21 protein-coding genes and 1 tRNA gene are annotated in these 26,595 nt (G+C 53.9%); 5 read left to right on the top strand and 17 right to left on the bottom strand.

What is annotated here, in order from left to right:
• Positions 1-7 precede the first annotated feature (7 nt).
• On the bottom strand, positions 8-2,608 hold the full coding sequence (clpB, locus tag IJT02_07435; GenBank protein ID MBQ7544760.1) for an ATP-dependent chaperone ClpB: 2,601 nt from the start codon (positions 2,606-2,608) through the stop codon (positions 8-10).
• 115 nt (positions 2,609-2,723) lie between these two features.
• On the opposite strand from clpB, the gene IJT02_07430 reads away from it, so the two are divergent.
• Genes IJT02_07430 through IJT02_07415 form a run of 4 tightly spaced genes read left to right on the top strand, consistent with a single transcriptional unit; the run spans position 2,724 to position 6,729 of the window.
• Entirely contained in the window at positions 2,724-4,175 is a 1,452-nt protein-coding gene (locus IJT02_07430) for a polysaccharide biosynthesis protein (GenBank protein ID MBQ7544759.1), read from the top strand.
• Complete coding sequence (locus IJT02_07425) at positions 4,172-4,849, top strand: polysaccharide biosynthesis C-terminal domain-containing protein (GenBank protein ID MBQ7544758.1); 678 nt, start codon at positions 4,172-4,174, stop codon at positions 4,847-4,849. The genes IJT02_07430 and IJT02_07425 overlap by 4 nt, the downstream gene beginning before the upstream one ends.
• The gene (locus IJT02_07420) at positions 4,850-5,506 is read left to right on the top strand and encodes a hypothetical protein (GenBank protein MBQ7544757.1); all 657 of its coding nucleotides are present in this window, start codon (positions 4,850-4,852) and stop codon (positions 5,504-5,506) included.
• A 56-nt stretch (positions 5,507-5,562) separates the two neighbouring features.
• Positions 5,563-6,729: an iron-containing alcohol dehydrogenase gene (locus tag IJT02_07415; protein ID MBQ7544756.1), complete on the top strand. Its 1,167-nt coding sequence runs from the start codon at positions 5,563-5,565 to the stop codon at positions 6,727-6,729.
• Between the two features lie 4 nt (positions 6,730-6,733).
• Here the strand turns inward: IJT02_07415 and nikR are convergent, their stop codons facing one another.
• The 8 genes from nikR to IJT02_07375 form a co-directional block, all read right to left on the bottom strand.
• Positions 6,734-7,153: a nickel-responsive transcriptional regulator NikR gene (gene nikR / locus IJT02_07410; protein MBQ7544755.1), complete on the bottom strand. Its 420-nt coding sequence runs from the start codon at positions 7,151-7,153 to the stop codon at positions 6,734-6,736.
• Positions 7,143-7,589 (bottom strand): hypothetical protein, encoded by a 447-nt coding sequence (locus IJT02_07405; GenBank protein MBQ7544754.1) that lies wholly within the window; start codon positions 7,587-7,589, stop codon positions 7,143-7,145. The genes nikR and IJT02_07405 overlap by 11 nt, the downstream gene beginning before the upstream one ends.
• 10 nt (positions 7,590-7,599) lie before the next feature.
• Positions 7,600-10,020, bottom strand: a complete 2,421-nt coding sequence (locus IJT02_07400) for a DUF3536 domain-containing protein (GenBank protein MBQ7544753.1) — start codon at positions 10,018-10,020, stop codon at positions 7,600-7,602.
• Between the two features lie 118 nt (positions 10,021-10,138).
• Positions 10,139-12,697 (bottom strand): calcium-translocating P-type ATPase, PMCA-type, encoded by a 2,559-nt coding sequence (locus IJT02_07395; GenBank protein ID MBQ7544752.1) that lies wholly within the window; start codon positions 12,695-12,697, stop codon positions 10,139-10,141.
• Between the two features lie 118 nt (positions 12,698-12,815).
• Entirely contained in the window at positions 12,816-16,145 is a 3,330-nt protein-coding gene (locus IJT02_07390; GenBank protein ID MBQ7544751.1) for a M4 family metallopeptidase, read from the bottom strand.
• Between the two features lie 33 nt (positions 16,146-16,178).
• Positions 16,179-17,072 (bottom strand): DnaJ domain-containing protein, encoded by an 894-nt coding sequence (locus IJT02_07385; GenBank protein ID MBQ7544750.1) that lies wholly within the window; start codon positions 17,070-17,072, stop codon positions 16,179-16,181.
• A 15-nt stretch (positions 17,073-17,087) separates the two neighbouring features.
• Positions 17,088-17,453, bottom strand: a complete 366-nt coding sequence (locus IJT02_07380; protein MBQ7544749.1) for a diacylglycerol kinase — start codon at positions 17,451-17,453, stop codon at positions 17,088-17,090.
• Positions 17,440-18,870, bottom strand: coding sequence for a phosphoethanolamine transferase (locus IJT02_07375; GenBank protein MBQ7544748.1), 1,431 nt, complete (start codon positions 18,868-18,870; stop codon positions 17,440-17,442). Before IJT02_07375 ends, IJT02_07380 begins: the two co-directional genes overlap by 14 nt.
• A 430-nt stretch (positions 18,871-19,300) precedes the next feature.
• Between IJT02_07375 and IJT02_07370 the strand changes: the two genes are divergently transcribed.
• Positions 19,301-19,951 (top strand): DUF4230 domain-containing protein, encoded by a 651-nt coding sequence (locus IJT02_07370; protein MBQ7544747.1) that lies wholly within the window; start codon positions 19,301-19,303, stop codon positions 19,949-19,951.
• A gap of 21 nt (positions 19,952-19,972) precedes the next feature.
• On the opposite strand, the gene rpsI is transcribed toward IJT02_07370, so the two are convergent.
• The 8 genes from rpsI to IJT02_07330 all read right to left on the bottom strand — a co-directional run.
• Complete coding sequence (gene rpsI / locus IJT02_07365) at positions 19,973-20,368, bottom strand: 30S ribosomal protein S9 (GenBank protein ID MBQ7544746.1); 396 nt, start codon at positions 20,366-20,368, stop codon at positions 19,973-19,975.
• Positions 20,369-20,381: 13 nt separating this feature from the next.
• The gene (gene rplM / locus IJT02_07360) at positions 20,382-20,813 is read right to left on the bottom strand and encodes a 50S ribosomal protein L13 (GenBank protein MBQ7544745.1); all 432 of its coding nucleotides are present in this window, start codon (positions 20,811-20,813) and stop codon (positions 20,382-20,384) included.
• 62 nt (positions 20,814-20,875) lie between these two features.
• Complete coding sequence (locus tag IJT02_07355) at positions 20,876-21,910, bottom strand: nicotinate phosphoribosyltransferase (protein ID MBQ7544744.1); 1,035 nt, start codon at positions 21,908-21,910, stop codon at positions 20,876-20,878.
• 7 nt (positions 21,911-21,917) lie between these two features.
• A complete protein-coding gene (gene secG / locus IJT02_07350; protein MBQ7544743.1) occupies positions 21,918-22,139 on the bottom strand; it encodes a preprotein translocase subunit SecG in 222 nt (73 codons plus the stop codon).
• A 72-nt stretch (positions 22,140-22,211) separates the two neighbouring features.
• Positions 22,212-23,576: a class II fumarate hydratase gene (fumC, locus tag IJT02_07345; protein MBQ7544742.1), complete on the bottom strand. Its 1,365-nt coding sequence runs from the start codon at positions 23,574-23,576 to the stop codon at positions 22,212-22,214.
• A gap of 67 nt (positions 23,577-23,643) precedes the next feature.
• Positions 23,644-23,719 (bottom strand) — tRNA-Gly (locus IJT02_07340).
• A 16-nt stretch (positions 23,720-23,735) separates the two neighbouring features.
• Complete coding sequence (locus IJT02_07335) at positions 23,736-25,472, bottom strand: ATP-binding protein (GenBank protein MBQ7544741.1); 1,737 nt, start codon at positions 25,470-25,472, stop codon at positions 23,736-23,738.
• On the bottom strand, positions 25,465-26,595 hold a 1,131-nt coding region (locus tag IJT02_07330), incomplete at its 5' end, for a hypothetical protein (GenBank protein MBQ7544740.1). The genes IJT02_07330 and IJT02_07335, both read right to left, overlap by 8 nt.

The following is a 26,595-nucleotide window of genomic DNA, read 5'->3' as shown; positions in this document are numbered from 1 at the left end:
GCGCTCTCTACACGAAGCTGAACGCCAGCATTCCGTTCTTCACGTTCACGTTCACCGTGCTCTTCTCGTGGACACCTCCGGCAATCATCGCCCTCGCCAGCCGTGTCTCGACGTTCTGCGTGATGTACCGTTTCAGCGGGCGCGCACCGTACACCGGGTCATACCCGGCCTCCGCGATGAAGGATATTGCCTCGTCGGAGAAGTTCAGCTCTATCTGCCTGTCCTCGAGCCTCTTCGACAGACGCGCAAGAAGAATCTTCACGATTGACTTCACCTCGTCGATGCTCAGCGGCTTGAAGAAAACTATGTCATCTATCCTGTTCAGGAACTCGGGCTTGAAGTGTTCCCGCAATAACTGCATGACCTCCTCGCGCGCAGAGATGGAAATAGTCCCGCCTACGTTGCCTTCAAGGAGGTTCTGTGAGCCGATGTTGCTCGTCATTATGATTACTGTGTTCTTGAAGTCCACAACATGCCCCTGCGAGTCCGTTATCCTTCCGTCGTCCAGAACCTGAAGCAGAATGTTGAACACGTCCGGGTGCGCCTTCTCGATTTCGTCGAACAGAATCACGCTGTACGGCCTGCGTCTGACTGCCTCCGTGAGCTGTCCGCCTTCGTCATAGCCAATGTATCCGGGAGGTGCTCCGACTAATCGCGAGACCGAATGCTTCTCTATGTACTCGCTCATGTCGATGCGAATCATGTTGTCTTCTGTGTCGAACAGTGCTTCAGCCAGTGTCTTGGCCAGCTCCGTTTTGCCCACGCCGGTCGGGCCGAGAAAGATGAACGAACCTATAGGCCGACCGGGATCCTTTATGCCGCTCCGTGCCCGGAGGACTGCATCAGCCACCAACTGCACGGCCTCATCCTGTCCGACAACGCGGCGGTGAAGAATCTCGTCGAGCTTCAGGAGCTTTTCACGTTCTCCTTCAAGCAGTCGGCTAACAGGTATTCCTGTCCAGCGGCTCACGATACCGGCTATCTCGTCGTCGGTAACCTCTTCACGTAACAGCTTCTTCTCGTCGATGCCCTCTAACGTCTCCTGCTTGATGGTCTCTCTTGCGGCAAGAACTGTCTCGAGGTCGCGGAGTTTCCCGTACTCGAGCTCTGCTGCCTTCTCGAGGTCGTAATCACGCTTTGCCCTCTCAATTTCCGCTTTGACCTCCTCAATCTGTTTGCGCAGGTCTCTTATTCCCGCAATGGCCTTCTTCTCGGTCTCGTACTGTGCTCTGAGGGTGTCCGCCTCGTTCCGTGCTTCCGCTAACTCCTTCTGCAGTGCCTTAAGGCGTTCCCTGCTCGCGTCGTCCTCTTCGCGCTTCAGGGCTGTCTCCTCAATCTCCAGCTGCATTACCCTGCGTGAAGCCGCGTCGAGTTCTGCGGGCTGTGAGTCAATCTCCGTCCTGATCATCGCGCAAGCCTCGTCAACGAGGTCTATAGCTTTGTCGGGAAGGAAGCGGTTGGTTATGTACCTGTCCGACAGAACTGCGGCGGCAACAAGCGCGTTGTCCCTGATTACTACGCCGTGATGCACCTGCAGTTTCTCGCGGATTCCCCTAAGTATCGAGATTGTGTCCTCTACGCTGGGCTGTTCAACGTCAACGGGCTGGAATCTCCGTGCTAGTGCCGCGTCCTTCTCGATGTATTTGCGGTATTCGTCAACCGTCGTTGCTCCGATGCAGTGAAGCTCTCCGCGCGCAAGCATAGGCTTCAGCATGTTTCCGGCATCTACTGCTCCTTCCGCCGCACCTGCCCCGACAATCGTGTGAAGTTCGTCGATGAAGAGTATTATTCTGCCGTCGCTGTTCTTCACCTCGTTAAGCACAGCCTTTAAGCGTTCCTCAAATTCTCCCCTGAACTTCGCACCCGCAATCAGCGAGCCCATATCCAGCGCAAAAACTGTCCTGTCTTTGAGTCCTTCGGGAACGTCCCCGCGCACAATCCTCTGTGCAAGACCCTCAACTATTGCGGTTTTGCCGACTCCCGGGTCTCCGATAAGTACGGGGTTGTTCTTCGTCTTTCGGCTGAGGATGCGCACAACGCGCCGTATCTCTTCGTCCCTGCCGATAACGGGGTCAAGTTTGCCGTTCTGCGCCGCCTGCACGAGGTCTCTGCCGTACTTCTCGAGAGCTTCATACGTTGCTTCGGGGTCTGCGCTCTGGACTCTCTGCGAGCCTCTGACTTCGTTCAGCGTCTGAAGGAATCTCTCCTCTGTTATGCCGAAAGCCGCAAAGGCCTTGTTCCTGCCTTCCTCGAGCATCGCTAAGAATATGTGCTCAACGGAAATATATTCGTCCTTAAGTGCCTGTGCACGTTCACCTGCGCGGTTGAGTATGCGCTCCAGCCTCTGGGTTATGCGCACCATTCCCTGTTCCGCGCCCGGCCCGGTAACTCTCGGCAGTTTCGACAGCTCGTCCGTAATCGCGCGGTCAAACGCCGGAACATCAACGCCCATCCTCTTCAGCAGCTGAACTATCAGCCCGCCGGAGTCCTTCAGCATTGCCGAGAGCAGGTGCTCTGCGTCCACGCTCTGGTGGCTGTAATCGCTGGCTATAACCTGAGCCTGTGCTAGTGCCTCCTGGCTTTTGCGTGTAAGTTTATTTGCGTCCATGTCAATTTCACTCCTTTAACCAAATCTGATTAATTATCGCCGGTAATTCTATGCGAAAGAGGGTAAAATATCAAGCTATTAATCTCGAGAGATGACGGGGGAAAAACGTTAGAGTATGGCCAAGAGCTTACGGAGAAACTACATATACAACGCATCGTACAACCTGCTGATAATATTCACACCATTCATCACGACACCGTATTTGTCGCGAGTCCTGAAGGCCGACGGTGTAGGGACAGCGAGCTTCATTTTGTCTGTGGCGCAGAACTTCCTGCTGTTTGCGGGGATGGGAATTTACGGTTACGGGAAGCGGGAAATATCTTACAACCAAGATGACATAACCAGACGCAGCTGGATTTTCTGGAATCTCAAGACTCTTGCGCTGATTAATGCAGTGCTCAGCATGGCGGCATTCCTTGTGATGACATTCACGTACGTCAAGGACAACCGCCATCTGTACCTCATCGCCGCAATGAACATCATCAACGTGTTCCTTGAGGTGGGATGGCTGTACGAGGGGCTCGAGGAGTTCAGGGAGATGGTGCTGAAAAATCTCATCGTGAGAATCAGCAACGTGATATTCATAATAACCTTTGTGAGGCACAGGTCAGACCTTCACCTGTACATGGGCAGCCAGGTATTCTTTGGGATGGCGGGCAACTTTGCCATGTGGTTAATGCTCCCGAAATACATCAACAGGCCAAAGCTCCGAAGGCTGCGGCCTTATCACGACTTCGGGACGATCTGGCTTCTGTTCCTGCCGAGCATCGCCGCCGAAGTGTATACCGTTCTAGACAAGATCATGATAGGCCTCTTCACCGGCATAGCTGCGGAGAACGGCTACTACGAGTTCAGCATAAGGATTTCCCGCATAGTGCTGGCAATAATAGTATCGCAGTCCGGCGTGATGATTCCGAGAATAGGGCACTTGTTCGCACAGAACGACATGGAGAAGATAAAGGAGTACACGTACCAGAGCTACAGGTTCGTTTGGTTTCTGGGAGTGCCTGTGTGTCTGGGTCTGATAGGGATAGCGGACAACTTCGTCCCTTGGTTCTTTGGGCCGGGCTACATGAAGGTTGCGGGGCTGATGAAGATAACCAGCTTCCTCGTTCTGGCGATCAGTCTCGGGAGCATAACAGGAGGACAGTACTTAGTCCCCACGCGCCGGCACAACCTCTACACCCTCACAATCGTAATCGGAGCGGCCGTGAACTTCTGCCTGAACATAACCTTTATCCCTAAGTTCCAGTCATACGGTGCGGCGGTAGCTTCTGTCGTTGCGGAGGCATCAATAGCCGCCAGCCAGCTCTACATTCTGCGCAAGGAGCTCGACTACAGGAAGATTCTCTCTCTCGGCGTGAAGAACTGCATTGCAGGAGTGATTATGCTTGCCGCCGTGCTGTTCATTGGCAGGAACATGACTCCATCCGTCGCAAACACCTTCACGATAATTCCTGCAGGTGCGGCAATATATTTCACGCTGCTGCTGATTTTACGTGATAAGTTCTTTATCGAGAACTCACGCAGGACATTAACCGCCATCGCGAAGAGGCTTCACCGATGAGACATCACGAGCTCGACATGACCAGAGGCAGAATCTGGCCTGTCCTTCTGGCCTTCACGCTTCCCCTGCTCCTCGAGAACACGTTACAGCTCCTCTACAACACTGCGGACAGTGTAGTAGTCGGCCAGTACGTCGGACTTTCCGCGCTCGCCGCAGTAAGTGCCACGACTCACATTGTCGGAATGCTGGTGAGGTTCTTCAACGGCACTGCGACAGGGGCGGGGGTTGTGATAAGCCGTTCGTTCGGGGCAGGAGACAGGGACAAGCTCCGCGAAGCAGTCAGCACGACGATACTGCTTACGGCGTTGGGCTGTGTAGTGCTCACGGTTATGGGCGTGGGGCTGTCATCGTGGCTTCTGCGCATAACTTCAGCCCCTGAAGACGTGTTCGCAGAAGCTGATTTGTACCTGAAAATCTACTTCGGCGGAATTTCCGGCCTTCTCTTCTACAACGTCGGCGGCGCAGTCCTCCGCGCAATGGGCGACACGAAGCGTCCTCTGTACTTCCTCGTCTTCTGCTCAGTCCTGAACATCGTGCTTGATGTTGTGTTCGTTGTTGCGTTCGGCTGGGGAATCGCAGGAGTTGCGTGGGCTACGGTGCTTGCGCAGGCTTTGAGCGCGGTGCTGGTGATGAGGGCTGTAGCTGTCTCTACGGGAGCTTTCGGGACTCTCTGAATGAACCGCAAACTCTCGGGGGATATTTTGAGGATAGGGCTGCCGTTCGGGATTCAGATGGCAGTTGTGGCGTTCTCCAATGTCTTCGTGCAGGGGTACATTAATGTTTTCGGGACGGCGGTAATCGCTGGCTGGGGAGTATACATGAAACTTGACCAGTACATGATGATTCCGATTCAGAGCATGGGGCAGGCGGTTACGGTCTTCACCGGGCAGAATCTCGGGGCAGGACACAATGACCGCGCTAAGGCCGGAACGTGGTCAGCACTGCGGATGATGCTGGGGATTTCGTCGCTCGTTGCTCTGATGCTCTGCGTGTTTGCGCCGGAACTGTCGCGGCTGTTCAGTCCTGATGCAGGAGTCATAGCTTACGGTGCAATGTTCATCAGGATGTGCACCCCAATAGCCGTAGTAACCTGCTTCAACCAGCTGCTTGCGGGCTACCTTCGCGGGGACGGAGAATCCAGAATGCCGATGATTATCACTCTGTGCACTCATGTATTCTTCCGACAGATATACCTGTTCGTGATTACGCGGCTCGTACCTGATAATGTCTATGTTGTGGGGTTCGGGTATCCTGCGGGATGGATTTTGTGTGCGGTCATTATGACGGGGTATTACTTCATTCACCAGCGCAGACGGATTGTGTTGACCTGAAGCGCGGTTAAGTGTGTATCATTGAGCGTATCCATAATAATATAGGAGGACAATTCATGTTAGGCGATTTCATGTACTCAAACCCGACGCGCTTATACTTCGGGAAAAACGCACTGGGTTACCTTGCGCAGGAACTCAAGAACTACGGCCCGAACGTATTGCTGACTTACGGCGGAGGCTCGGTGAAGAAGAGCGGCCTCTACGACGAGATAGTCGCAATCCTGAAAGCCAGCGGCAAAAACATCGTCGACCTTCCCGGCGTAATGTCCAATCCCACAGTCGAGAAGCTCATTGAGGGCGCAAAGCTCGCGCGCGAGAACAGCATAGACCTGATTCTTGCTGTCGGAGGCGGAAGCGTGTGCGATTACAGCAAGGCGGTATCAGTGTCGGCATACTACGACGGCGACGCGTGGGAAAAATACTTCCTGAAGATGGAAGAGCCCGAGTGCAAGATTATTCCTGTCGGGTGCGTCTTAACGATGGTCGGGACAGGAAGCGAGATGAACGGCGGGAGCGTCATCACCAACCATGCGCAGAAGCTCAAGATAGGACACGTTTTCGGCCCGGAAGTCTTCCCGAAATTCTCGGTGCTCAACCCGGAATATACGTTCACGATTCCTCAGTATCAGATGGTCGCTGGCTTCTTCGACATCATGAGCCACATAATGGAGCAGTATTTCTCCGGCACTGACGACAACACCAGCGACTACCTCGCTGAAGGCCTCATGAAGTCCCTCGTCCACAGTTCGCGCATCGCCGTGAAGAATCCCAAAGACTACGAGGCTCGCAGCAACATCATGTGGACGGCAACATGGGCACTGAATACGTTAATCGGCCGGGCCAAGACGCAGGACTGGATGGTTCACATGATAGGGCAGTCCGTAGGAGCTTACACAAACGCAACGCACGGAATGACACTCTCCGCCGTCTCCCTCGCGTACTACAGGCACATAATGAATGACGGTCTCGCGAAGTTCGCACGTTTTGCCGTGAACGTCTGGGGAGTCAACCCCGACGGGAAGTCTGAAGCACAGCTGGCGGATGAAGGCTTGAAGGCTCTTGAAGGCTGGATGCGCGAAATCGGAGTCGTCCTCAGCCTTAAGGAACTCGGAGTTACGCCGGAAATGTACGACGGAATAGCTGACGGGACATTCATTCTTGACGGAGGCTACAGGAAGCTGACCCGCGAGGAAGTCATAGAGATTCTGAAGGAGAGCATGTAGCGCGCTAAATCTCCGCTGTAACGTTGACGTTCAGGCTCTTGATGCCCCGTACCTTCTTCAATGCATCAATTAGAGCCTGAATTTCTTTTGTCTCTCCCTTCGTGATTATGCACTCAAGGCACGACGAGTGATTTAGGTGCACGTGCGTCGAACAGATTATCACTTGGCCGAAGTCATGCTGTGCGGCTGTGAGCTGGCGGGTAAGTTCGGGCAGATGATGATCATACACGATTGTGATTGTCGCGCACACCTCGCCTTCAGAACACCGCCACCGCCCGGAGGAAATCCACCCCCGCATAAGGCTACGGATAGCCTCCGAACGGTTGGGCAGGTTCTCAGCGTAATAGCTCCCCTCGAACTCCTCAAGCAGTCCCTCAGGAACTGTTACGCTGAACCTCACCAGCTTGCTGCTATCACTGTGCATCTGACTTCTTCCGTGAAGTCCTCTTCTTGGGCTCGGCGGATGCTTCAGGCTCTTCCTCAGGCTCGTCCTCTTCCTCCTCATCGTCCGCATCAGTGAATGACACGTCGATAACGTTAGAGTCTTTTGCGCCTTTGAGCTCCTTGCCCGTGAAGTACTTGAAGCAGTACTTGCCCCCTGCACCGAAAAGAGCGGTCAATACTCCCCAGCCCAATACGCTGAACAGGTACGACGGCAGAACGAACAGCACGAAGTATATTATCGTGAAGACGAAGCCTCCCATGCTCAGGAACATCGGCGAGAACGTCAGCAGAAGTATTCCGCGCTCCTTTGCGTCCGACTCCTGCCACAGCTTGAACACGTAATCCATCCCGCTTATGTACATTGACGGCTTAACTAGCTTCGTAACGTACTCCTTAAGGCGGTTGAACCAGAACATTATCATCACCTCATAATTTCATTGGCATAAACTCATTGATGAGTTCGTCGGAAAATCTCAGTGCCCGGCCAAGTTCATAAAGCCCGTCCCGAACGCGCTCAGACTCTCCGAGAACAAACACGCCGTATTTCTTCAGCAGCTCGTAATACAGATTCTGAACATCATCAAGCGTCAAGTGCCACTCGAATTTCTCGGTGAATAATTTTATCAGCCCGTTCAAGTTTTCCAGAATATCCACATCAAGCCCGCTCATGCACATTCCGGCAAGGATACGACCCATGCATTCCGCGAAGGCGTAACGTATCTGCTCCTCGTAAGGCCTGACCTGCCAGAAGCCCGCAAACTCGAAGTCCCTGCGGATGCTCGACACTTCCGGCAAAGGACTCGCAAGTTTCTGGATTATGTCGCTCGTGAGGGTAAATTCTGCCGCCATCGTGATTATTGCGGGAGGCCTCGAACCCAGAAGCGTAAGGTACTCCATAAGCTGATCGTAATTCTTGACGATGTCCCTGACTCTGTTCTCCATGTTCTGAACGTCCTGCTGTAACAGCTCGTTAATCAGCCTGTAACGCGAATTTGAAGGTATGTTGTTCAGCGTGTACTGGTCATAGCCGAACTCGTCATAGAGGAGGTTCGCGCTGTCCTCGTTGTAGAAGACGGCCTGCAGTTCCTTGACCTGCTCAATGGTCAGAGCGTCGAGGTTCTCTGCCTCAGAGATGCCGCAGGCTATTGACGTGCCTCCGTTGTGCTTGACGGCGAACATGTAATCTCCCTCAATGTCCGTAATGTTTGAGTGCACGTGAACTTTTCCGGCGGAGAAAGATTTTCCGTCGCCGATCTCGAGCTTGAGGACGCTTCCCTTCATGTCCCAGCATCCTTCCGAGAACTCGGGCTTGAAGTCCCGCAGTAATGTCGTTATGCCGTAGTACGCCGCCATCTGCTTTCGGTCGGTGATGCCCTGCTTCGCGCGGAGCTCGTAGATTTTCGCGCCGTCCTGAAGTTCGGGGACATTGCTGGGTGCTTCGGCCAGGAGTTTCAGGAAGGCGGGTTCAAGGTCTTCGCCTGTAAGCATCTGCACAATCTGTATTGCCCGTGCCGCGTAACGCATAATCTGCACCGGCTCAATCCGCGAAATCTCGTCGAAGAACCACCCGCACGACGTGAACATCAGCAGGGAGTTCCTCTGCATCTCGAGGAGCTGTAATGCCCTGACGCGCTCGTCATGGGTAAGTTCGCGGGCTACGTTGTTGCGCAGGAAGATATTTACGCTCTCTTCACTCCTGTCGAGGATAACGTCAATGTACCTGTCCCGTGCCGCCCATGCATCGATAAACATGCTGTTCTTCTCGTAAATCTCTATCAGTTTGTCGCGCAAATCGTTAAGCGCAACCCTGAGAGGTCTTCTCCACTTGTGGTGGTAGCCCGGAGTTCCGTCCCCGCAGAAACAGTCGCTCCTCCAGCGTTCTACTCCGTGCGCGCAGCTCCATGAAGAGTTCTCGATAATTCTGGCCTCGCGATCCGGCGGGTAGAACGAGAGAAACTCGCCGTAAACCGTCAGCTGTGCATCCGCGCTCTGGTCAATCGTCTCGAGGCAGTACGCCAACGCCATATCACCATGTTTGTGGTGATGCCCGTACGATTCTCCGTCGGTTGCTACGTGGGTAAGCACGGGATGTCCGGGATTCGGTGCGGCCTCTATGAGTTCGCGGGCAAAGTTTCCGCCGTCGTTCAGGAGTCCGGCGAAGGCTATACGCTGGGACAGGGGGCCGTCGTAGAAGAAGAGGTTGATGCTCCGTCCAGAAGGAAGGTTGCAGACGTATGCGCACCGCGAGTCCACGCGCCCGCCGGTAACATCTTCCCAGTCTCCCCAGCCCTGAACGCGCACTGACTGTGCCTGGTACGGAGAAAGCACCGTGAAGAGTATTCCGTTCTCGGCCAAGACTTCGAGGGTCTCGGTGTCGACTGCACATTCAGCAAGCCACATACCTTCCGGCATCCGTCCGAACCTGCTCCGGAAGTCTGCTATTCCCCAGCGGACTTGGGTTTCTTTGTCGCGGCGGTTCGCGAGGGGCATTATTATGTGATTGTAGACCTGAGCCATCGCCGGACCGTGCCCTGAGAATCTTTTACGGCCTATCTTGTCCGCCTCAAGAATCGCCTCGTAGCACAGCGGGTCGTTGTCCTCAAGCCACGCCAACAGCGTCGGGCCGATGTTGAAGCTCATGCGGGCGTAATTGTTGCAGATGCGGCGGATGTCGCCTTTCTCGTCGAGTATGCGGGATGCTGCGTTGCGGCTGTAACACTCGGACGATATGCGGGCGTTCCAGTCGTGGAACGGGGCGGCGGACTCCTGAACCTCTACGGCCTCGAGCCACGGGTTCTCTCGCGGAGGCTGGTAAAAGTGTCCGTGAATGCATATGTATTTCGGCAAGCAAAAATCTCCTTCCGTGAACAATAGAATGTGTATCGTTAATTATACTCAACCGAAAAAATACAGCACCCCCGAAATTTTTTCAGGAGTGCCGCGAAATATCAGCCGTTATCAGCAGCTAGGCCTTCTGCCACTTCTCGATGAGCTCTAACAGCTTCCCGTTGATGATGAAGTTCTGCACCAGCCACACGAACGGCACAACACACGCCGCCAGTACAAAGCAGTTCAGCCACGAGTCAAGGCTCAGTGCCTCAACGCTCAGCACTTCCCCGCCGTACTCGATGAACACCCACTGAAGCGCGAAGATGAACAGCATCGTCAATACGCAGTTCAGCGACGAAGCCATACGCAGGCCGTTGAAGGTTATAGCCATCATGAACACGGCAAAAAGTGCGGTCTTGAGGTACGTTGCATCAGCACCTGCGAACAGTCCCCGCACGGGCTTGGCGAACAGCACCGCAAGGCAGATAACCGTGATGTACGCCGCTCCCGTCAGAATGTCGCTCAGCATCGGCTTCGTGATGATGTTCTCGTCGCGCGGAATGGGCTTCTCGTTCATGTAGACTTCTCGCGGTGGCTCTGAGCCGAAAGCTATTGCTGCCAGCGTGTCCATCGCAAGATTGATGAGGAGGAGCTGGATGACCGTCAGGATAACGTTCTCGCCGAACAGAGGCCCCAAGAAGCAGATTGCCACTGCTGAGACGTTGACGGTGAGCTGGAACACGAGGAATTTGCGGATGCTCTTGAACATCGTGCGCCCGTAGAGAATCGCCTTCGCAATCGACTTGAAGTTGTCATCAAGTATCGTGATGTCTCCTGCTTCCTTCGCGACTTCCGTGCCCGAGCCCATCGCGAACCCTACATCTGCCTTCTTCAGGGCGGGCGAGTCGTTCACTCCGTCGCCGGTCATTCCTACAACGAGGTTAAGTTCCTGCGCAATCTTCACCAGCCTGCTCTTGTCGGAAGGCAGCGCGCGTGAGATTACCCTCAAATCAGGGAGAATAGCTTTCAGTTCGTCGTCAGTCTTCTCGGCCATCTCTGCGGAGGTCATCGCGATTTCTTCCGGGCTCGTGATTAATCCGGCCTCGCGGGCTATTGCGGCGGCGGTCTCCTTGCGGTCTCCCGTAACCATGATTACCTGAATACCGGCCTTGCGCACTTGCTTTATCGCGTCAACTGCTTCCTTCCTGACGTTGTCCCTGATGCTGAGAATGCACACAAGCTCCATGCCCATGCCGGAGTCCTTAGCCACAGCAAGAAGCCTCATTGCGCGTCCTGCCTGAGCGTTGATGTACGAGTCGAGCTTCTTCACCGAAGGAATGTTTGTGCACTCGGCTATGATTTTCTCGGGTGCGCCCTTGATGTACTTCACGCCGCCGGAAAATTCCACCGTTGAAGTCTTCTTGTCGGAGTTGAAGGCCTCGAACGCAGATACATCCTTCTTCCGCTCCTCAATCTTGCTGATGAGTTCGGGCTTGGCCAGGAAGAACCCCATCAGTGCGCGGTCTGTGCTGTTGCCGCCGATGACTTGGCCGTCTCCGACACTTGCGCTGTTGTTCACGCCCGCACCAGAGATGAGGTCATCAAGCAGCGTCTTCGGCAGAGAATCAAGCGACGTGTAGACCTTCGCGTTTGGTGCGGCAATCTCTGCCACTGTCAGCCTGCCTTCGGTGATTGTCCCCGTCTTGTCGCTGAAAAGTATATTGAGGCTTCCGGCTGTCTCGAGACCGTTGAGCTTCCTCACAAGAACATTGTCTCCGGCCATCTGCATCGACTGGAAGGACATCAGCATTGATGTGAGCATCGGTAGTCCTTCGGGCACAGCACACACAACAATCGTAACTGCGACTGTGATTGCGTCGACGATGAGCCTTATCCACGCGTAAGCATCTGCCGGAAGGTTTCCGCTAATGAGCGTGCGCAGCAGTATGCCGATGATGATCGCGGTTGCGCCGGTGTACCCGAAGATCGAGATCTGGTGAGCCAGCTTGCCCAGCTTGATCTGAAGGGGTGTCTTCCTCGTGGCCTCCTGAACCTCGAGCGCAAGTTCGCCAAACAGCGTCTTGTCGCCGACAACGTCAACCTTCATGTACGCTTCGCCCGACACAACGACAGTCCCGCGATACACGTAGAACTTGTTGAGCAGGTCGCGCGTGTCGAAGGAAGCGTTCTCTGTGTTGACGAGCTTCTCTGCCTCCTCAGTCTCGCCGTTAAGTGCCGACTGGTCGACCTTGACGCTGCCGTCAATGATTGTCCCGTCCGCAGGTATCTTGTCGCCCGCCTGAAGGAACACCACGTCGCCCGCAACAACCTCGCTCACGTGGATTTCGTGAATGCTGCCGTTGCGGATAACTTTCGTGGTCTCTCCGGCCTCCTGCTGTGCCTTGAGGAGAGAGGCCTTCTGCTCCTGCTGGTACTCGGTTACCGACGATACCCCTGAAGCTATCAGCACGGCAACGAGTATCCCGAATGGCTCGAACCATTCAGCACGTCCCAAGAAGAACAGCACGAGCTGGATCACCAGAGCGCAGAGCAGGATGATGATCATCGGGTCAGAGAGAGAAGCGAGGAATTTCGCGAGGAGAGATTCGCGGGGAAGTTCAGTGAGAGCGTTTGAGCCGTGCAGCTCGCGGCTGGCCTGGACTTCGGAGTCGGTTAGTCCCTTGATGTCTGCCATTAAAGAATAATCCTCCTGAATAAAAGTTTGCGGATATTGTGATTATAGCCTTTACAGCCCTAAACGCAAAACGGGCAGGACAGTAATTTGTTTCACCATCCCGCCCTTGTAATGCCGGTTACTCTGCTTCAGGCTCAGCGTTCACGATTTCGTTCACGTCGTTGCGCGTTCCGTTCTTGAGGGTAAACACCTTCCAGTAAGTGCCTGTGCCTCCGTTCGAAGGCGGGGTGTACGTGCGCAGAAACTTATTCTTGTAGTACAGGTACACGTACACGTTGCTGCTCCAGTCCGGGACATTGGCGTTGTCCCAGTGAACATAATACGTGAAGGAGCTCCCGTAGAAGTTCGTGAACTTGATGTACTCCCAGTCCTTTGACGAATACGACCAGAACCGCGCGGCCTGCCGTCCGTTGCTGAGGTATGCCGTCTTGTTTTCCTCGCTGAGGTGGAAATTATCCCCGCCCCAGATGTGTGCCTTCAGGTGAGAGTCGAGATACGACCTGTTCATCTTGTACAGGCACGCCGTGTAATACAGCTCCGAATCCTCGAAGATTGTTTTGGTCATGCTGTTTCCGCCCGGTGCTATCGTTACTCTCGTCCTGTGCTCGGAGTAGTTCGCTGATGTCTTGCTCACAAGAAGAGTGTAGTACCCCGCAGGAATGTTCTCGAATGTGCACCTGCCGTTTGCGTCCGTAGTAGCACGCCTGAATCCCGTCAGAGTGTACCAGCCCGTGCAGAGGTTCACTGTTGCTCCGCTTACTGCACTCCCGCCGGAATCTCTGACTGCGAGGTCAAAGCTGGCTGTCCCTGTCTTCACCAGATACACCGTCTCGTTCTCCGTCTTGTCAGCAGCAAGGTACTTCCTGAACTCCGCTACCTGATAGCCCGAAGCCGTTACACGTACTCTGTACGAGCCCGCATCCGACGACACAGAAGCGTAGCCGAGTGCGTCCGTGCGTGCTCCGTCGTGAAGGTGAGGTATTGTATCGTTGATGAGCTGGACTACCGCGCCGGGAATTACTGTGTACGTAGAGCCGTCAACTGCACGAGCCCTCAGCGTACCCTGCGGAACAGTTACGCCGACTTTGTCGAAAGCGTCCTTGATGATCTGCTGCTCAGAAGCAGTGAAGCCGTACTGCTTCGCGGCACGCAGGACGTTGCGCCTGACTGTGTGGAAGTCGGAAGTTGCGTCGAGCCCCATAGACATTGACTTGTACCAGAGATCGCCGAGTTCCTCCCATGTGAGGCCTCTTGAGCCGACGTAGTCCTGATGCATGAGGTACGCGGCGTGAGTTACGAGCCTGCAATAGAAGTGGCAGCCGTTGTAGTCGTTGCCGGTGCGGGTGGGCGTAACTGTCTTGTACATGTTATAGAGGTCATCAATCGTATCGAGAGTCCCGCTGTTCCAGTCAACTTTAGAGATGCTGTTCACTGTTACGTCTTCTCTTGCGTCGCGGAGGCACTGTGTCTTGTCGATGAAGTACGTGATGCCTTCGTCGGGATTCTGCGTGTTGCCCGCAGTCCTCCAGCCGTGCCGCCAGTCCCTGTCCCTGAGACAGCCGAAGATGTCCGCGTAACCGTCATCAATCGCTCCCGTAGCGTTCTGGTAGGGTATGCCGCCGGTCGAGTAGTACATTACGGCGTGAGTGGTCTCGTGGGTCAGTGTGTCGAGGCCTATCGCGCGGGTCATGTTGTACAGTGAAGTATCGCTGATGTTGCCGATGCTGATCATCTCAAGACTTGGCCTCCAGCACGCATTGTCATTCATGCTCGTGTCGTGGGTTATCACCTTAACGGTCATTCCCTTGTTGTTGAGAGAATTTCTGTTGAAGGTATCCTTCCACCACTTGAGCACAGTCCTCATGTTCGTGTAGGCAGAAATCTGATGCCTGTCCCTCCACCTGCCGTTGTAACTCGTGCTGACAGGGTGATCGGCATCCGCAGAATATATCCTGACTTCAGGAGAGCCGCTGTCCCTGAGATGCTTCCTGAACAGCATATAGCCGACCGTTACCGGGAATTTGCGGTTCACGCCGAGCTCGTCAGTTCCGTAGTCGGTGGTTGTCCACGTGCGGATATTGCTCATTACGCGGATTATTGCGAGGTCTTGGCCGCTGACTATCACGGTGTCATCAACAGGTTCGCCGCTCCCAAGCTGTCCCGTAACTCTGACGATGAACGCCATCACGGGCTCCTGCTCATACTCTCCGAGCGAGTACACGATCTTTTTCGTGTCTGCAGAGACAACCTCAAGCCCTGTTTCCCCAGCGTAATGCCTTAGTGCCGCGCTTTCCGCAGATTCCTGAGCGTACTGCGTGTATACGTCGTTGAGCCTGCTTGTCTCGATGAACGACGAGCTGAGGAAGTCCGTATCACCTGAAGCGTTAGCCGAGACCATTACGGTACGTCCCCATACCTCGAGCGTCTCAGCATAGCCGGAATTATCGGACGAGTGCATCTGCCTGAAGGAATACTGCGCACCGTATTCATCCCGCGCCGTCGTGAAGAACTCAAGCTCCGTGTACGGGTCATCAATGCCCAGAATCTCGTGAACGCTCTGCAGTGCGTCAAGCGCATCATCAGCCGTCTCTACCTTAACGTCCGTGAACTGCCCGTCAATGTGCCGCACAACCTCATCACCGTAAGTTATCTCGAAGTTGTCGTCGCTCTCGTTCAGCAGCTCGATGTCCTCAGGAGTTACCGGCTCATGAGCTTTTGCCTCCTCAACCGTGCGTGTTCGTTTTTTAATGACCGTCAGCGCAAAGCTCTTCTCCGCCGTGAAGTCCCCGCTCGTTGCTGAGGCCGTCAGCGTAACCTCTGCGTTGCTCCCTGAAGGACGGGACACGTTTCCGCTCGTTGAGATTACGCCGGGATTGGAGCTCGTCCACGTTATCGCGAGGCCTTCGGAGCTCGGGGGCAGGCCGACATCCTGCGTAACGTAACTAGGATTGTCGCTGGATGCGTAAGTTATCGTTAAGGAAGCCAGCGCGTCTTCAACGGCGAACATTGCGGGGTTGTCTTCAACCCACTGCGCATAGAGCGTAATATCCTCAGTAACTGTGTCGCCGCCTTCACCGAACGCGAAAGGCTCAGCGAATGTCCCGTTGTCCTTGTACCATCCGACGAAGATATAGCCTTCACGTGTAGGGTCTTCGGGCTGTTCGATAGTGCTGTCGCGGCTGACGAGAATGCTGCTTATCCCAGTGCCTCCGTTTGTGCTGAAGTCCACAGTACAGCTTGAGGGCGATGGTGAGGGTGAGGGATTGTCGGGGCTTGTAGGTGATGGTGAAGGCGCGGGAACATCGGGGCTTGTCGCCGGAACGTCCGGGTCAACATTATCCTGTCCAGAATCTCCTCCGCCACCTCCGCCTCCGCAGCCTGAAGTGAAGAGAGAGAGGAACAGCAGGCACAAGACAAACATGAACGCATAAAACTTTCTGCAAGTCATTTAGACCGCCTCCCTAGAAGTATTGTGTGTGAATCATACCAGTTTTTTCGCCCAAGCCCTGACCGCCGCAGTAGGATGCGCCTCAAGGTCAACGAGCCTCTTCCTGTAATGCACGGCGGCCTGCGGAAAGTTCGTCTTTATCAGCGACAGAAGCGGCACGAGTATTCTTGCGTCATCGGCCTCTAGGAGCTTGCGTGTGATGTTGGGGTTCATGGCTTTGCCTGAAGGCCAGCGTCGGAGAAGTGCGGCGTAATCTTCCGGCTTTATGTGCAGGAGAAAGCTCTCTATCGCATCCGTGTCGCTGCCCGCAAGGCTGATGATTAACCCGGCAGGAAGATTCCCTGCGTTGCCGGAAACATCCTGCGCTATCAGCTTCCGCGTCATCGCGTCGAACGGGAACGAGGCGATAACCTTCGCACACTCCTCGTCAACTTCCGGCCTCGTGAGAATCTCTGTTACTGCTTTGCGGAACTCCACTCTGTTGGCGAGGTGCATCGAGTGTTTCAGGACTGCCCGGAGTGCTTTGGGGTTGCGGGACTTCATGCGGAGGACGGCAGCTTTTACGTCGAGCTGGTCATCAGGCGGACGTGAAGTGCAGTAGTCCTTCATCTCGCGTTCGTACTTGTCGAGGATAGCGTCAATCTTCTCTGCTGCCCTCTGCTCTTCCTCCTGACGCTGCCTGCGTTCGCGAATCTGTGCGTATGCGGGGCTGCTCTCCGCGAGTCCGGCCAAGTCCTCAGCACTGAGCCCCTTCAAGGCGTTGTAGGCCGTCGTAACCAGCTTGAAGCGGAAGTCGCTCTTCTGTCCCGTTACGTCGGGATGAAGCTCCTTCGCCAGCCGGCGGAATGCCGCGCGTATATCGTCAGGAGCTGCGCCTACGTCGAGGCCGAGCGTCTTGAGGTGTGTGATAGTCTCTGAGTGTTCTATTGCCGTTGCCCTCCGTTAATTGGAATGACTAATTATAGCAACGACCCATAAGATTATGTTGAAGCATATACCGAGAAACACGGAAGCCGACAGCATATCTTTTCCGGCCTTCACGATGGGGCTGTAGTCTTCGGTGAGCAGGTCAAAAATTTTCTCTGCAGCACTGTTGACCAGCTCCAGGCACATCACAACCAGCCATGCTCCAGCAAATATAACTCCCTGCAGTGCGGGAATATCCACGATCACCATGACAGTACACACAATCACAAGCACTACAGCCTCGTACCTGAAGGCCTGCTCATGTTTCAGAGCGTACGCCAGACCGTCGAGCGAGTATCTTGAAGCATTGATGATTCTCTGCAGAGGATTACCGTAGTTCATGAAACCCTGTCTCCTTGTCGTAAACTTGGCCTGCATAGACTCTTGGCCGTGAAGAATCAAATTCAGGGCTGATTATGCTCCTGGCAGATGCGAACTCCTCCGTCTCGATGCTCATAATATCAAGCACTGTATGAATAATATCATCCGTCATGTAAGGTCTGTCAACACTGCCCGCTATCCTCTGCACCAGTTCGGGATATGACTCCCTGAAGCTGTCTGAGAGCCAGATTATCATAGGAATTTCCAGCACGAAGCGACTAATAAGCCCCTCGTTATGACCTGAATAGTTCATCGTGTCATAGACTTCTTCGCCGTGATCCGACACGTAAATCACTACTGCATCCTTGTCCAAAAAACGCTTGACTATCTCGTTCACGACAAAGTCATTGTATAGAACCGCATTATCGTATTTTGCGCGCACATTTCTCTGAAGGGCAGAGATTCCATCGTACCCTCCCTCGTCCTCAAGAGAGAATGTCTCGAAATTTTCGGGATATCTCTTGTGATAGTGATGATGAGTGCCCAACAGATGGATGAGGTAAAAATTTTTCTTTGTATCCGACCGCATAGCATCATCGATAATTGGCAGCAACCGTTCATCATACAACGCGCCACGCTTATGGCTTTCGTTGAGGCGATCCGTAAATGCATGTGTAGTACAGTCCTTGATGTAGAAGCCAGAAACCTTCCAGCTGCTCGAGCTTTCCTGATTGGATAGCCATGCAGTTCGGTAACCCGCCTCAGTGATGATTCTGAAGAGACTCGTATACTCAAACCATCTTCTAGGAGCTTCGTAGTTGCAGAACGTGAACATTTTCTGCAGGCTCAGGCTCGTTATTCCGTGAGGGCTGATTACGTCGCTGAAAACATATGCCATGCCGTTACGCACGGCCTCATCAAGGAAGGGCGTAGTCCTCAGCTCATAACCATACGCCGACATTCTGTTTCTGGACGTGGACTCGCCCAGTATGAACACAACGTAAGGTATGTTGCCGTTATTCTTCGTGATGTGTACATCTTGCGGAGAACTCGCAAGCATTCTCTGATAGGCCTTGTTGCCTTCATGGACGGTGTTCAGCATGAAGCATAACCTCGACAACCCAAAAGCTCGCAGCGGACGTTTTTCGTACCACACGTACAAGCACTCTCTTCCTGTGGCAAAAATACCTAGAATTAGTCCGATTAACGCTAAGACGTACAGTAGCTTCTTGTGCCTGTATATTGCTCCGAACACGTAACGCAGGGCTGTCAGCACCATCGCGATTATGCCGAAGAACAGCCATATATTGGGGTCAGAGAGGTAGGCCTGCAAAAACTCAATGCTCTCTGTGGGATTAGACATGACGATCATTTCCAGCATCAGAGTATTTAGCGGCAGTCCGAAGTTGTAGAGAGTGAAGAGGTCGGAAGCAAACATGCAACAACTTACGCTAAGCAGGATGAACTTTGCGAGCCTGAAGAAAGCGACGAATCGTCTTATGACACAATAAAGCAGGAAATCGATAACAACTACAGTGAAGAAAGTGATTGACACATCTCTAGCAAGTATGAGCAACTCCGTAACGGCCGCCAATAAACCACGCATAAACATCTGATAAGTTACTCATGCGGCAGTAAAACCCAACACCGTCATCCAAAAGATAAACGATGCCTCCCTGTTCAGCCACTCACGAAGAAAGCAACAGACAGTCTGGTCTGGTCTGGTCTGGTCTGGTCAAAACCATAGCACACTACTCCTTTATTGTCAACGTAATTTTGTACATATTGTGGTATGATAACATTTTTCTAGAAAATGGCAATCCATCATGATATTATCATCCTTATAATCCCCAAAAGGAGGCGTAACCTTGACAGCAATAATACTAATCCTCGCGCTCGTAATCTCCGTAGCGATAAATACCATGCTGATTTTCAGGAAGAAGCCGAAGCCAGAACCCGAGTCCGTCCGCACAACGATACTTGAGGGCATCCGCAGTGTCAGCGAGCTCGCTACGGTACGGCGGGACTTCCAGTCCATAGTAACCTTCTCGAGCAGCAAGAAGATTCCCGGCCTCGCTTGGACTATTCCCGGCACAACACGTAAATTCATGCTCCGCTACAACGGCACGATAGTCTGCGGGTGCGACCTGACTCAGGTGAAAGTCTCTGAGGGTTACGGCGACAGAGTGAGAATCACCCTCCCGAAGAGCGAGATTCTCGACATGTACGCTGACCTTCAGAGCCTCGAAGTCTACGACCAGAGCGCAGGAATCTTCACGAGCGTTAAGCTGGAAGACCAGAACCGCGAGATCACCGCAGACCTTGAGCGCGTGAGGGAACATGAGCTGAAGAACGGACTGCTTGAGCTTTCGGACGGAAACGTGAGGAAGATACTTTCGTCTGTTGTTGCGCCGACGGGGATGCTGGCGGATGTTGTCTTCACTGACGGGACACACTCAATTGCAGGGAGTACTGCTCTTCCTCTTGAAGCCGGAGAGCAAAAAAATTCCCCCCAATAACGCGGGGGGACAACGTTTTCACTAACGCTTTGAGAACTGCCTCTTTCCTCTTGCGCCCTTCTGGCCGAACTTCTTGCGCTCAACCATTCTCGGATCTCTGGTGAGCAGCCCTTCCTTCTTCAGCGCGGGCTTAAGGTCTGCGTTCATCTTCACGAGCGCGCGTGCAATGCCCATTCTCGTAGCTCCTGCCTGGCCGGTCAGTCCGCCGCCCGAAGCATTCACGAACACGTCAACGCGTCCTTCAACGCCTGCGGTCTTCAGCGACTGGTAGACCTGAGACTGCCACATAAGGCGCGGAAAGTACTCCTCCACTGCGCGGCCGTTGACCTTGACCTCGCCGGTGCCCGAGCAGATGCGTACTCTTGCTACGGCGTTCTTGCGCCTGCCTGTTCCCCAAATGTATTTATCGTCTGCCATCTCTCAATTCCTCCTATATCTCCAGCGGCTGGGGGTTCTGTGCCTCGTGCGGATGCGAAGACCCTGCGTAAACCTTGAGCTTCGATGCGTACTTCAGCCTGTTTCTGGGAAGCATTCCCTTCACGACGTGATGGAACAGTGCTTCAGGCTTCTTCTCGAGGAGCTTTCCCCAAGTCGTCGCGCGGTAGCCGCCCGGGTGTCCCGTGTGGTAGTGCCACGTGGACTGTGAGGCTTTGTTGCCGGTGAGCTTCACCTTTGCCGCATTGATGACGATGACATAATCTCCCGTGTCAACGTGCGGAGTATAGGTGGGCTTGTTCTTGCCCGTGAGTATGCGTGAAATCGCCGCCGCAAGACGACCGAGCGACCTGTCTGCGGCATCAATAACGTACCATTTTCGTTCGACTTGGCCGGGCTTGGCCAAGTATGAGCTGCTGCCCGTCATAGTGTGTTGGATTCTCCTTTGTGTATATTCATCAGCGAACGGGGGCTTGTTCACATGGATAGCTATTTTATCGCAACAAGCCGCGCGTTTTCAAGTACACCGGGAAGACGGCCTCTCTTTGCGACGGGTTTGCCCGCAACTTCCTTGAGATCCATCGTCATATCCATCGGGACAGCGTGGGCAATGTAGCTCCCTACTCCGAAGATGTCAGCTCCGGCCGCCGCGAGTGTTTTAATGCGTTCGGGGTTGAGACCGCCGGAAACAACTATCTTGACGTTCGGGTGTCCTGCGTGGTCAAGACGGTAACGCATCTCCTTCACGAGCTCCGCCGTAACTCCCCCGCGTTCTCCCGGAGTGTCGAGACGTACAGCACCTAACCTGTCGCCCATAGCGTCAGCCAGCCTCAACGCTTCCTCGCACTCGTCGTGGAACGTGTCAACGAGGAACGTCCTGCCGACTTCGGGGGGCATCGCGGCATCGTAGGCTTCCGCGAGCTTCAGGGTGTCGCCCATGATGAGGATCGCCGCATGAGGGACAGTGCCGGAAGGTTCGCGCCCGCAGAGCTTCGCGCCGAGAACACAGCTTGCCGCAGTGCACCCGCCGAACTTCACCGCCGCAGACTCCATCACGGGAGCAATCGCCGGATGAAGATGCCTCGCGCCGAACACCAGCACGGGTTTTCCGCCTGCCGCCTCGACGCACTCGCGCGCCGCAGTTGCCCACGCACAGGAGCTGGAGAGTATTCCGAGCAGGTTCGTCTCGTGATAGCCGAATGCCCCATACGGCCCGCGTATCCTCATCACAACTTCCTTCGGCGAGAAGTATTCGCCTTCAGGGAGTGCCTCTACCTTCACGGGTGCGTCTTTCAGAAGCTCCATGACTTCCTCGAGACCCGCGAACATTCCTGTTGTGCGCGTGAAGATTTCCGCCGTAACTTCAGTATCAAGTTTGCCGACGCTCGCAAGAACATCGCGCGTGTTGATGAAGTATATATCTGTCGTTGCTCCGGCCTTGATTTCGTCGTGGGTTGCGCTGTGAAGCCTGGCAGGATTGACCTTGAGTGCTGTAACGTCCTTGAGTGAGTTAAGCAATGTTATTTCCCCTTTAGCTCATAAATACGAGGAAGAATGAGGTAATCATGAATACCGTCGCAAGGATTATCGTGAGCTTCGTCGCCCCCGTGAACCTCTGCCACTGGCCTGTGTCCGCCTGAGTTCCTCCGCCGAAGACCCCAGAGAATCCTCCCTGCTTCCTCTGCTGAAGAAGCACTATAGCGATGAGAACAACAGAAACAATTATGTGAATGCATGAGAGCAATACACGCATCTGTAATTTATGCCTCCTGAAAATATTTGTGGTGCAGAATTAGTATATACAATGCACAAACTTTCCGCAAACCTACACCATATCCGACGGCACTATATACCTGTCATAGTCCTCAGCACTCAGAAGCCCGAGAGTGATTCCCGCTTCCTTGAGAGTCGTGCTGTGCTCGTGTGCGTAATGCGCGATCTTCGCGGCGTTGTCGTAGCCTATGTGCGGGTTGAGAGCCGTAACGAGCATCAATGACCGCGAAAGGTTATCGCTCATGCGTTCGGTGTTTGCGCGTATTCCTGCAAGGCACTTCCTCGTGAAGAACGTGAACGTCTCAGCAAGAAGGTGAACGGACTGCAGGAAGTTATACGCGATAACGGGCAGAAACACATTCAGCTGGAAGTTGCCCTGCGAAGCCGCAAAACCTATCGCCGCATCATTGCCCATAACCTGAACGGCCGCCATCGTCAGAGCCTCACACTGCGTAGGGTTGACCTTGCCGGGCATTATGGAGCTTCCGGGTTCGTTCTCGGGGATGAAGATTTCTCCGAGCCCGCAGCGGGGCCCGGACGCGAGCCAGCGTATGTCGTTGGCAATCTTCATGAAGTCAGCCGCAAGTGCCTTCACTGCACCGTGAACGTACGCCATTGCTCCCATGCTGGAGAGCGCGTGAAACTTGTTCGGGCTTGTGGTGAAGGGCTGTCCTGTGAGTTCAGCAATCTCGTGCGCAGAGTCCGCCGCAAAACCTGCAGGAGCATTGAGGCCTGTACCTACTGCTGTTCCTCCGAGAGCAAGACGGTAGAGGCTGGTTACTGCCTGGCCGAGATTCGCGCTGTCGTGCCTGAGCATCTCCTGCCAGCCGGAAATCTCCTGCGAGAACTTCACCGGCACAGCGTCCATCAGGTGAGTGCGCCCCGTTTTGATGATGTCTTTGTTCTCAGCTATGAGCCTGTCCATAACCTTGATGCCTTCATCGAGCGCGGGCAGAAGGTGATTCTTGACCTCCTGAACTGCAGAAACGTGCATTGCTGTCGGGAAAGTGTCATTAGAGCTCTGGGACATGTTCACGTGGTCGTTGGGATGAAGGAGCTTTTCTCCTGCTAACTCGTTGCCCCTGTTGGCGATGACTTCATTAACATTCATGTTGGTCTGCGTTCCGCTTCCTGTCTGCCACACGACAAGGGGGAAATGTGCATCAAGTTTCCCGTCAAGAATCTCATCGCACACGGTAATGATTAAGTCCTTTCGGCGTTCATCGAGCCGTCCTGCCTTGAAGTTCGCGAGTGCGGAGGCCTTCTTCACGACTGCAAGTGCACGGATAATCTGTGCGGGCATGTGTTCGACCGTCTGCGGGAAATTCTCGCTGCTCCTCTGCGTCTGCGCTCCCCAGTAAGCATAGGAGGGGACTTGTATTTCTCCCATCGAGTCGCGCTCTGTCCTGTAGTTCATGATGATTTCTCCTCTCAGTATAAGCAAAGACCCCGCAGATATTCCGCAGGGTCTGTTAATCTCACTATGGAGCGGATGACGGGATTCGAACCCGCGACCCTCAGCTTGGGAAGCTGATGCTCTACCAACTGAGCTACGTCCGCAAGAACGGCTAAAATTCTAGCGCATGATTAATTTTTCTGCAAGCCCGCCCCTAACGTTGAACACATTGCGGTTGAAGCTCGTCGTCGTGATGTTCCTGCGCAGTCTCTGCCTCGTCATGAGCCGCGACACAACATAGCTCCGCAGTGATGTTACGTTCAGATCCTCGTCCGTAACGTCGAAGATTTCTCCGTCATCACGAATGATTATCCTCACGCGTTCATCCTCATCAACTTCTATAGTGTATTCGGCCAAGACATCGCCCTTGTTGCGCTCGATGATGAGCATACCTGTTTCCTCGATGATAAGCATCACCTGATTCACTGTGTCCTTCGGGATGCCGTGAGCGTTCAGGAACTCTTCAGCAGAGTCCCGAACTGACATCAAGGCTTCCGGCGAGAGTAGAAGGTCATAATCCGCAACGGGCTGCTTCTCCTCAAGGTAGAGCGGGAAGGCTTCACGGCCGTACTTCATGACAGCGAGGGCACAGCACAGAATCAGCGTGAACAGCTGCGCAAGGGCAAACCCCCACCAGACTCCGCTGATGCTTCCCGTCATGCCGAGAGGAATTGAGATAAGCAGAATCGCTATCAGGTTGCGGGCACACGACGAGATTACCGCCAGACCGTTCTTGCCGAGAATCATATAGTACGTCTCGAACAGGAACAGCAGGGACGACACAACCAGCGTTGTCGAGATTATACGCACAGCACTCACGCAACGCCTCACCGTCTCCGGCTCATCTATCCCGAACATCGCGGGCACGTACTCAGCAAACACAATCATAACCGCCGAGAAAGCGACACCCTCAATCACTGAGACCTTCGCCGCGAGAGTGATAACCTTGCGGACAGCCGGAGAGTTCCCCTCTGCGTGATAGACGCTAACCAGCGGGAGCATAGCCTGAGCGATGCCGTCAAAGACCACCGACACCTCGATTAAGCTGACAGCCATTGACAGGACGGGCAGATATTCGCCGCCGAACTGCGCAATAACAAATTTGTTCATCACGAACAGCATAACTCCGAGCATCAGGTACATTCCCGAGTCGATGAAGCCCCGTTTTACGAAGTCCCATAAATCACTGAAGCTGAAGTGCAGACGCGGATGAAGCGAGTTAGTCTTCCGCATGAAGTGGCAGGAGAGCACCGCCAAGCTGACTACGTCCTTCATGAGAGTACCGAGAGCTATTCCGGCTATTCCCATCTTGAGGGTGAATGCGAAGAACAGCGACAGCACGATGTTTCCGGCAATGTTGGTGAGGTTAGCGATGTTGGAGATTAGCTCGTCGCCGTCATTGTAGACCATAACGCCCAAGAGCATAGCGAGCGGGTCAATAATCATCACGAACCTGAAGAAGCGGAGATACTCAACAGCAAAGCCCATCACGCCAGCATCAGGCTTGATGAACGCAAAGTACTCATCTCGGAGCACGCTCACCAGCAAGAACATCACCAGCCCGAACGCCACAGCCAGAATCAGGCTCATTCCGAAGAGGCCGTCAGCACGCTTCTTGTCCGCTCTGCCCATAGCCTCGCCGTAAGTGAATGACACTCCCATTGAGATCAGCCCGCCGATGAACGCCATCACGCTTACGAACGGAGTCATGATGTTCATTGCGGAGAGGCCGGCTTCTCCTGCGGCATGTCCCGCAATCACAGTGTCAGCAAGAAGCGCAATTATCGTGAGCACCATTTCTGTGCTTGAGACGGCCAGCATGGACAAGAATTTTCTCTGCCCCAAAGAGTTACGCATCAGCATTCATCCTTCTCAAAGCGTCATGAAGAATCCTCACGTACAGCCCCGCGAATCTCTCTATGCTCTCGTGCTTGTACCTGTGGACGGCATAGTCGAACAGCAGATCTATTCCTGCATCAGTCTCCAGAACCTCAACGTTAAGAATGTTATCTGAGCCTGCGTGCTTGTTCTGCATCTCCAGCAGCCCGGCAAACAGAGGAATCTTCGGCCCGTCAGTAAATATCCTGCCCTGATAGATGAGGCATAAATTCTCGTCCGCAAGCATTCTCTCATCAAGCGACGCATAAGGGTAATCACGGTGAAGCATACAGCCTTTAACCTGCTGCCTGACGGATGAAGCTATCTCCTCCGGCGAGAGTCCTTCAACATTCAGAAATGCGGGCATATCCTGAATCATCATGCCTGTGATTCTGTGATGTTCCTTTTTCCAGCGGCCTTTATTGCACCATGTTATGAGTACGGAAGGATTGAGATTGTATTCTGCGGTAGCGAGAAGTGATATTGCGATGAAGAACTCTGTGCGGGTGAGATGATAACTTCTCAGAGCGTCGAAACTGTCATCATTGAGGCCTGTGCTGACTTTCAGAAGCCCTTGCTTGTTATGCCCCCCCCCCAGTCCGTCAAAATCCGTAACAGGATACCCGCAGAAATCATGATGTCCGTAATTGTCCTCGTACCATTTGCGGGACGCGTCGTAATGCGGCGATGACTTAGCGGCTTCACGTTCCTGAAGGTAAGCGAACCACGAGTCAGGTGCTATTTCTTGGCCGTCGTAGGCTCTCTGCATATCCTGCCAGAAAATTACCTTGCCGAAACCGTCGCAGATGATGTGATGGTCGTCGAAGAACAGATACTTTCCCGCCTCTGTGATGAACAGCCTGAACCTGCACAATGCTTCTCCCCAGCGGAAGGGCTGAATCAGATCGTCCTTGAGCGTCATCAATTCATCCTCACTGATTCGCTCTACGGGAATGTCGGCGATGATGTCAGGCACGTAACGCTGAACCGGGACTCCGTCTCGTTCCTCAATTACGGTCAAGTATGCAGGGTGTGCGTGAAGAGTCGTCATGATTGCGTCCGCGAGCCTCTCAGCGTCAACATAGTCCTGCAATTTCACGAG

The sequence above is a fragment of the Synergistaceae bacterium genome (genome assembly GCA_017450125.1).
Taxonomy (GTDB): domain Bacteria; phylum Synergistota; class Synergistia; order Synergistales; family Aminobacteriaceae; genus JAFUXM01.
Note: the sequence above shows the minus strand (reverse complement) of the source record. Positions and strands in the feature narration are given on the sequence as shown.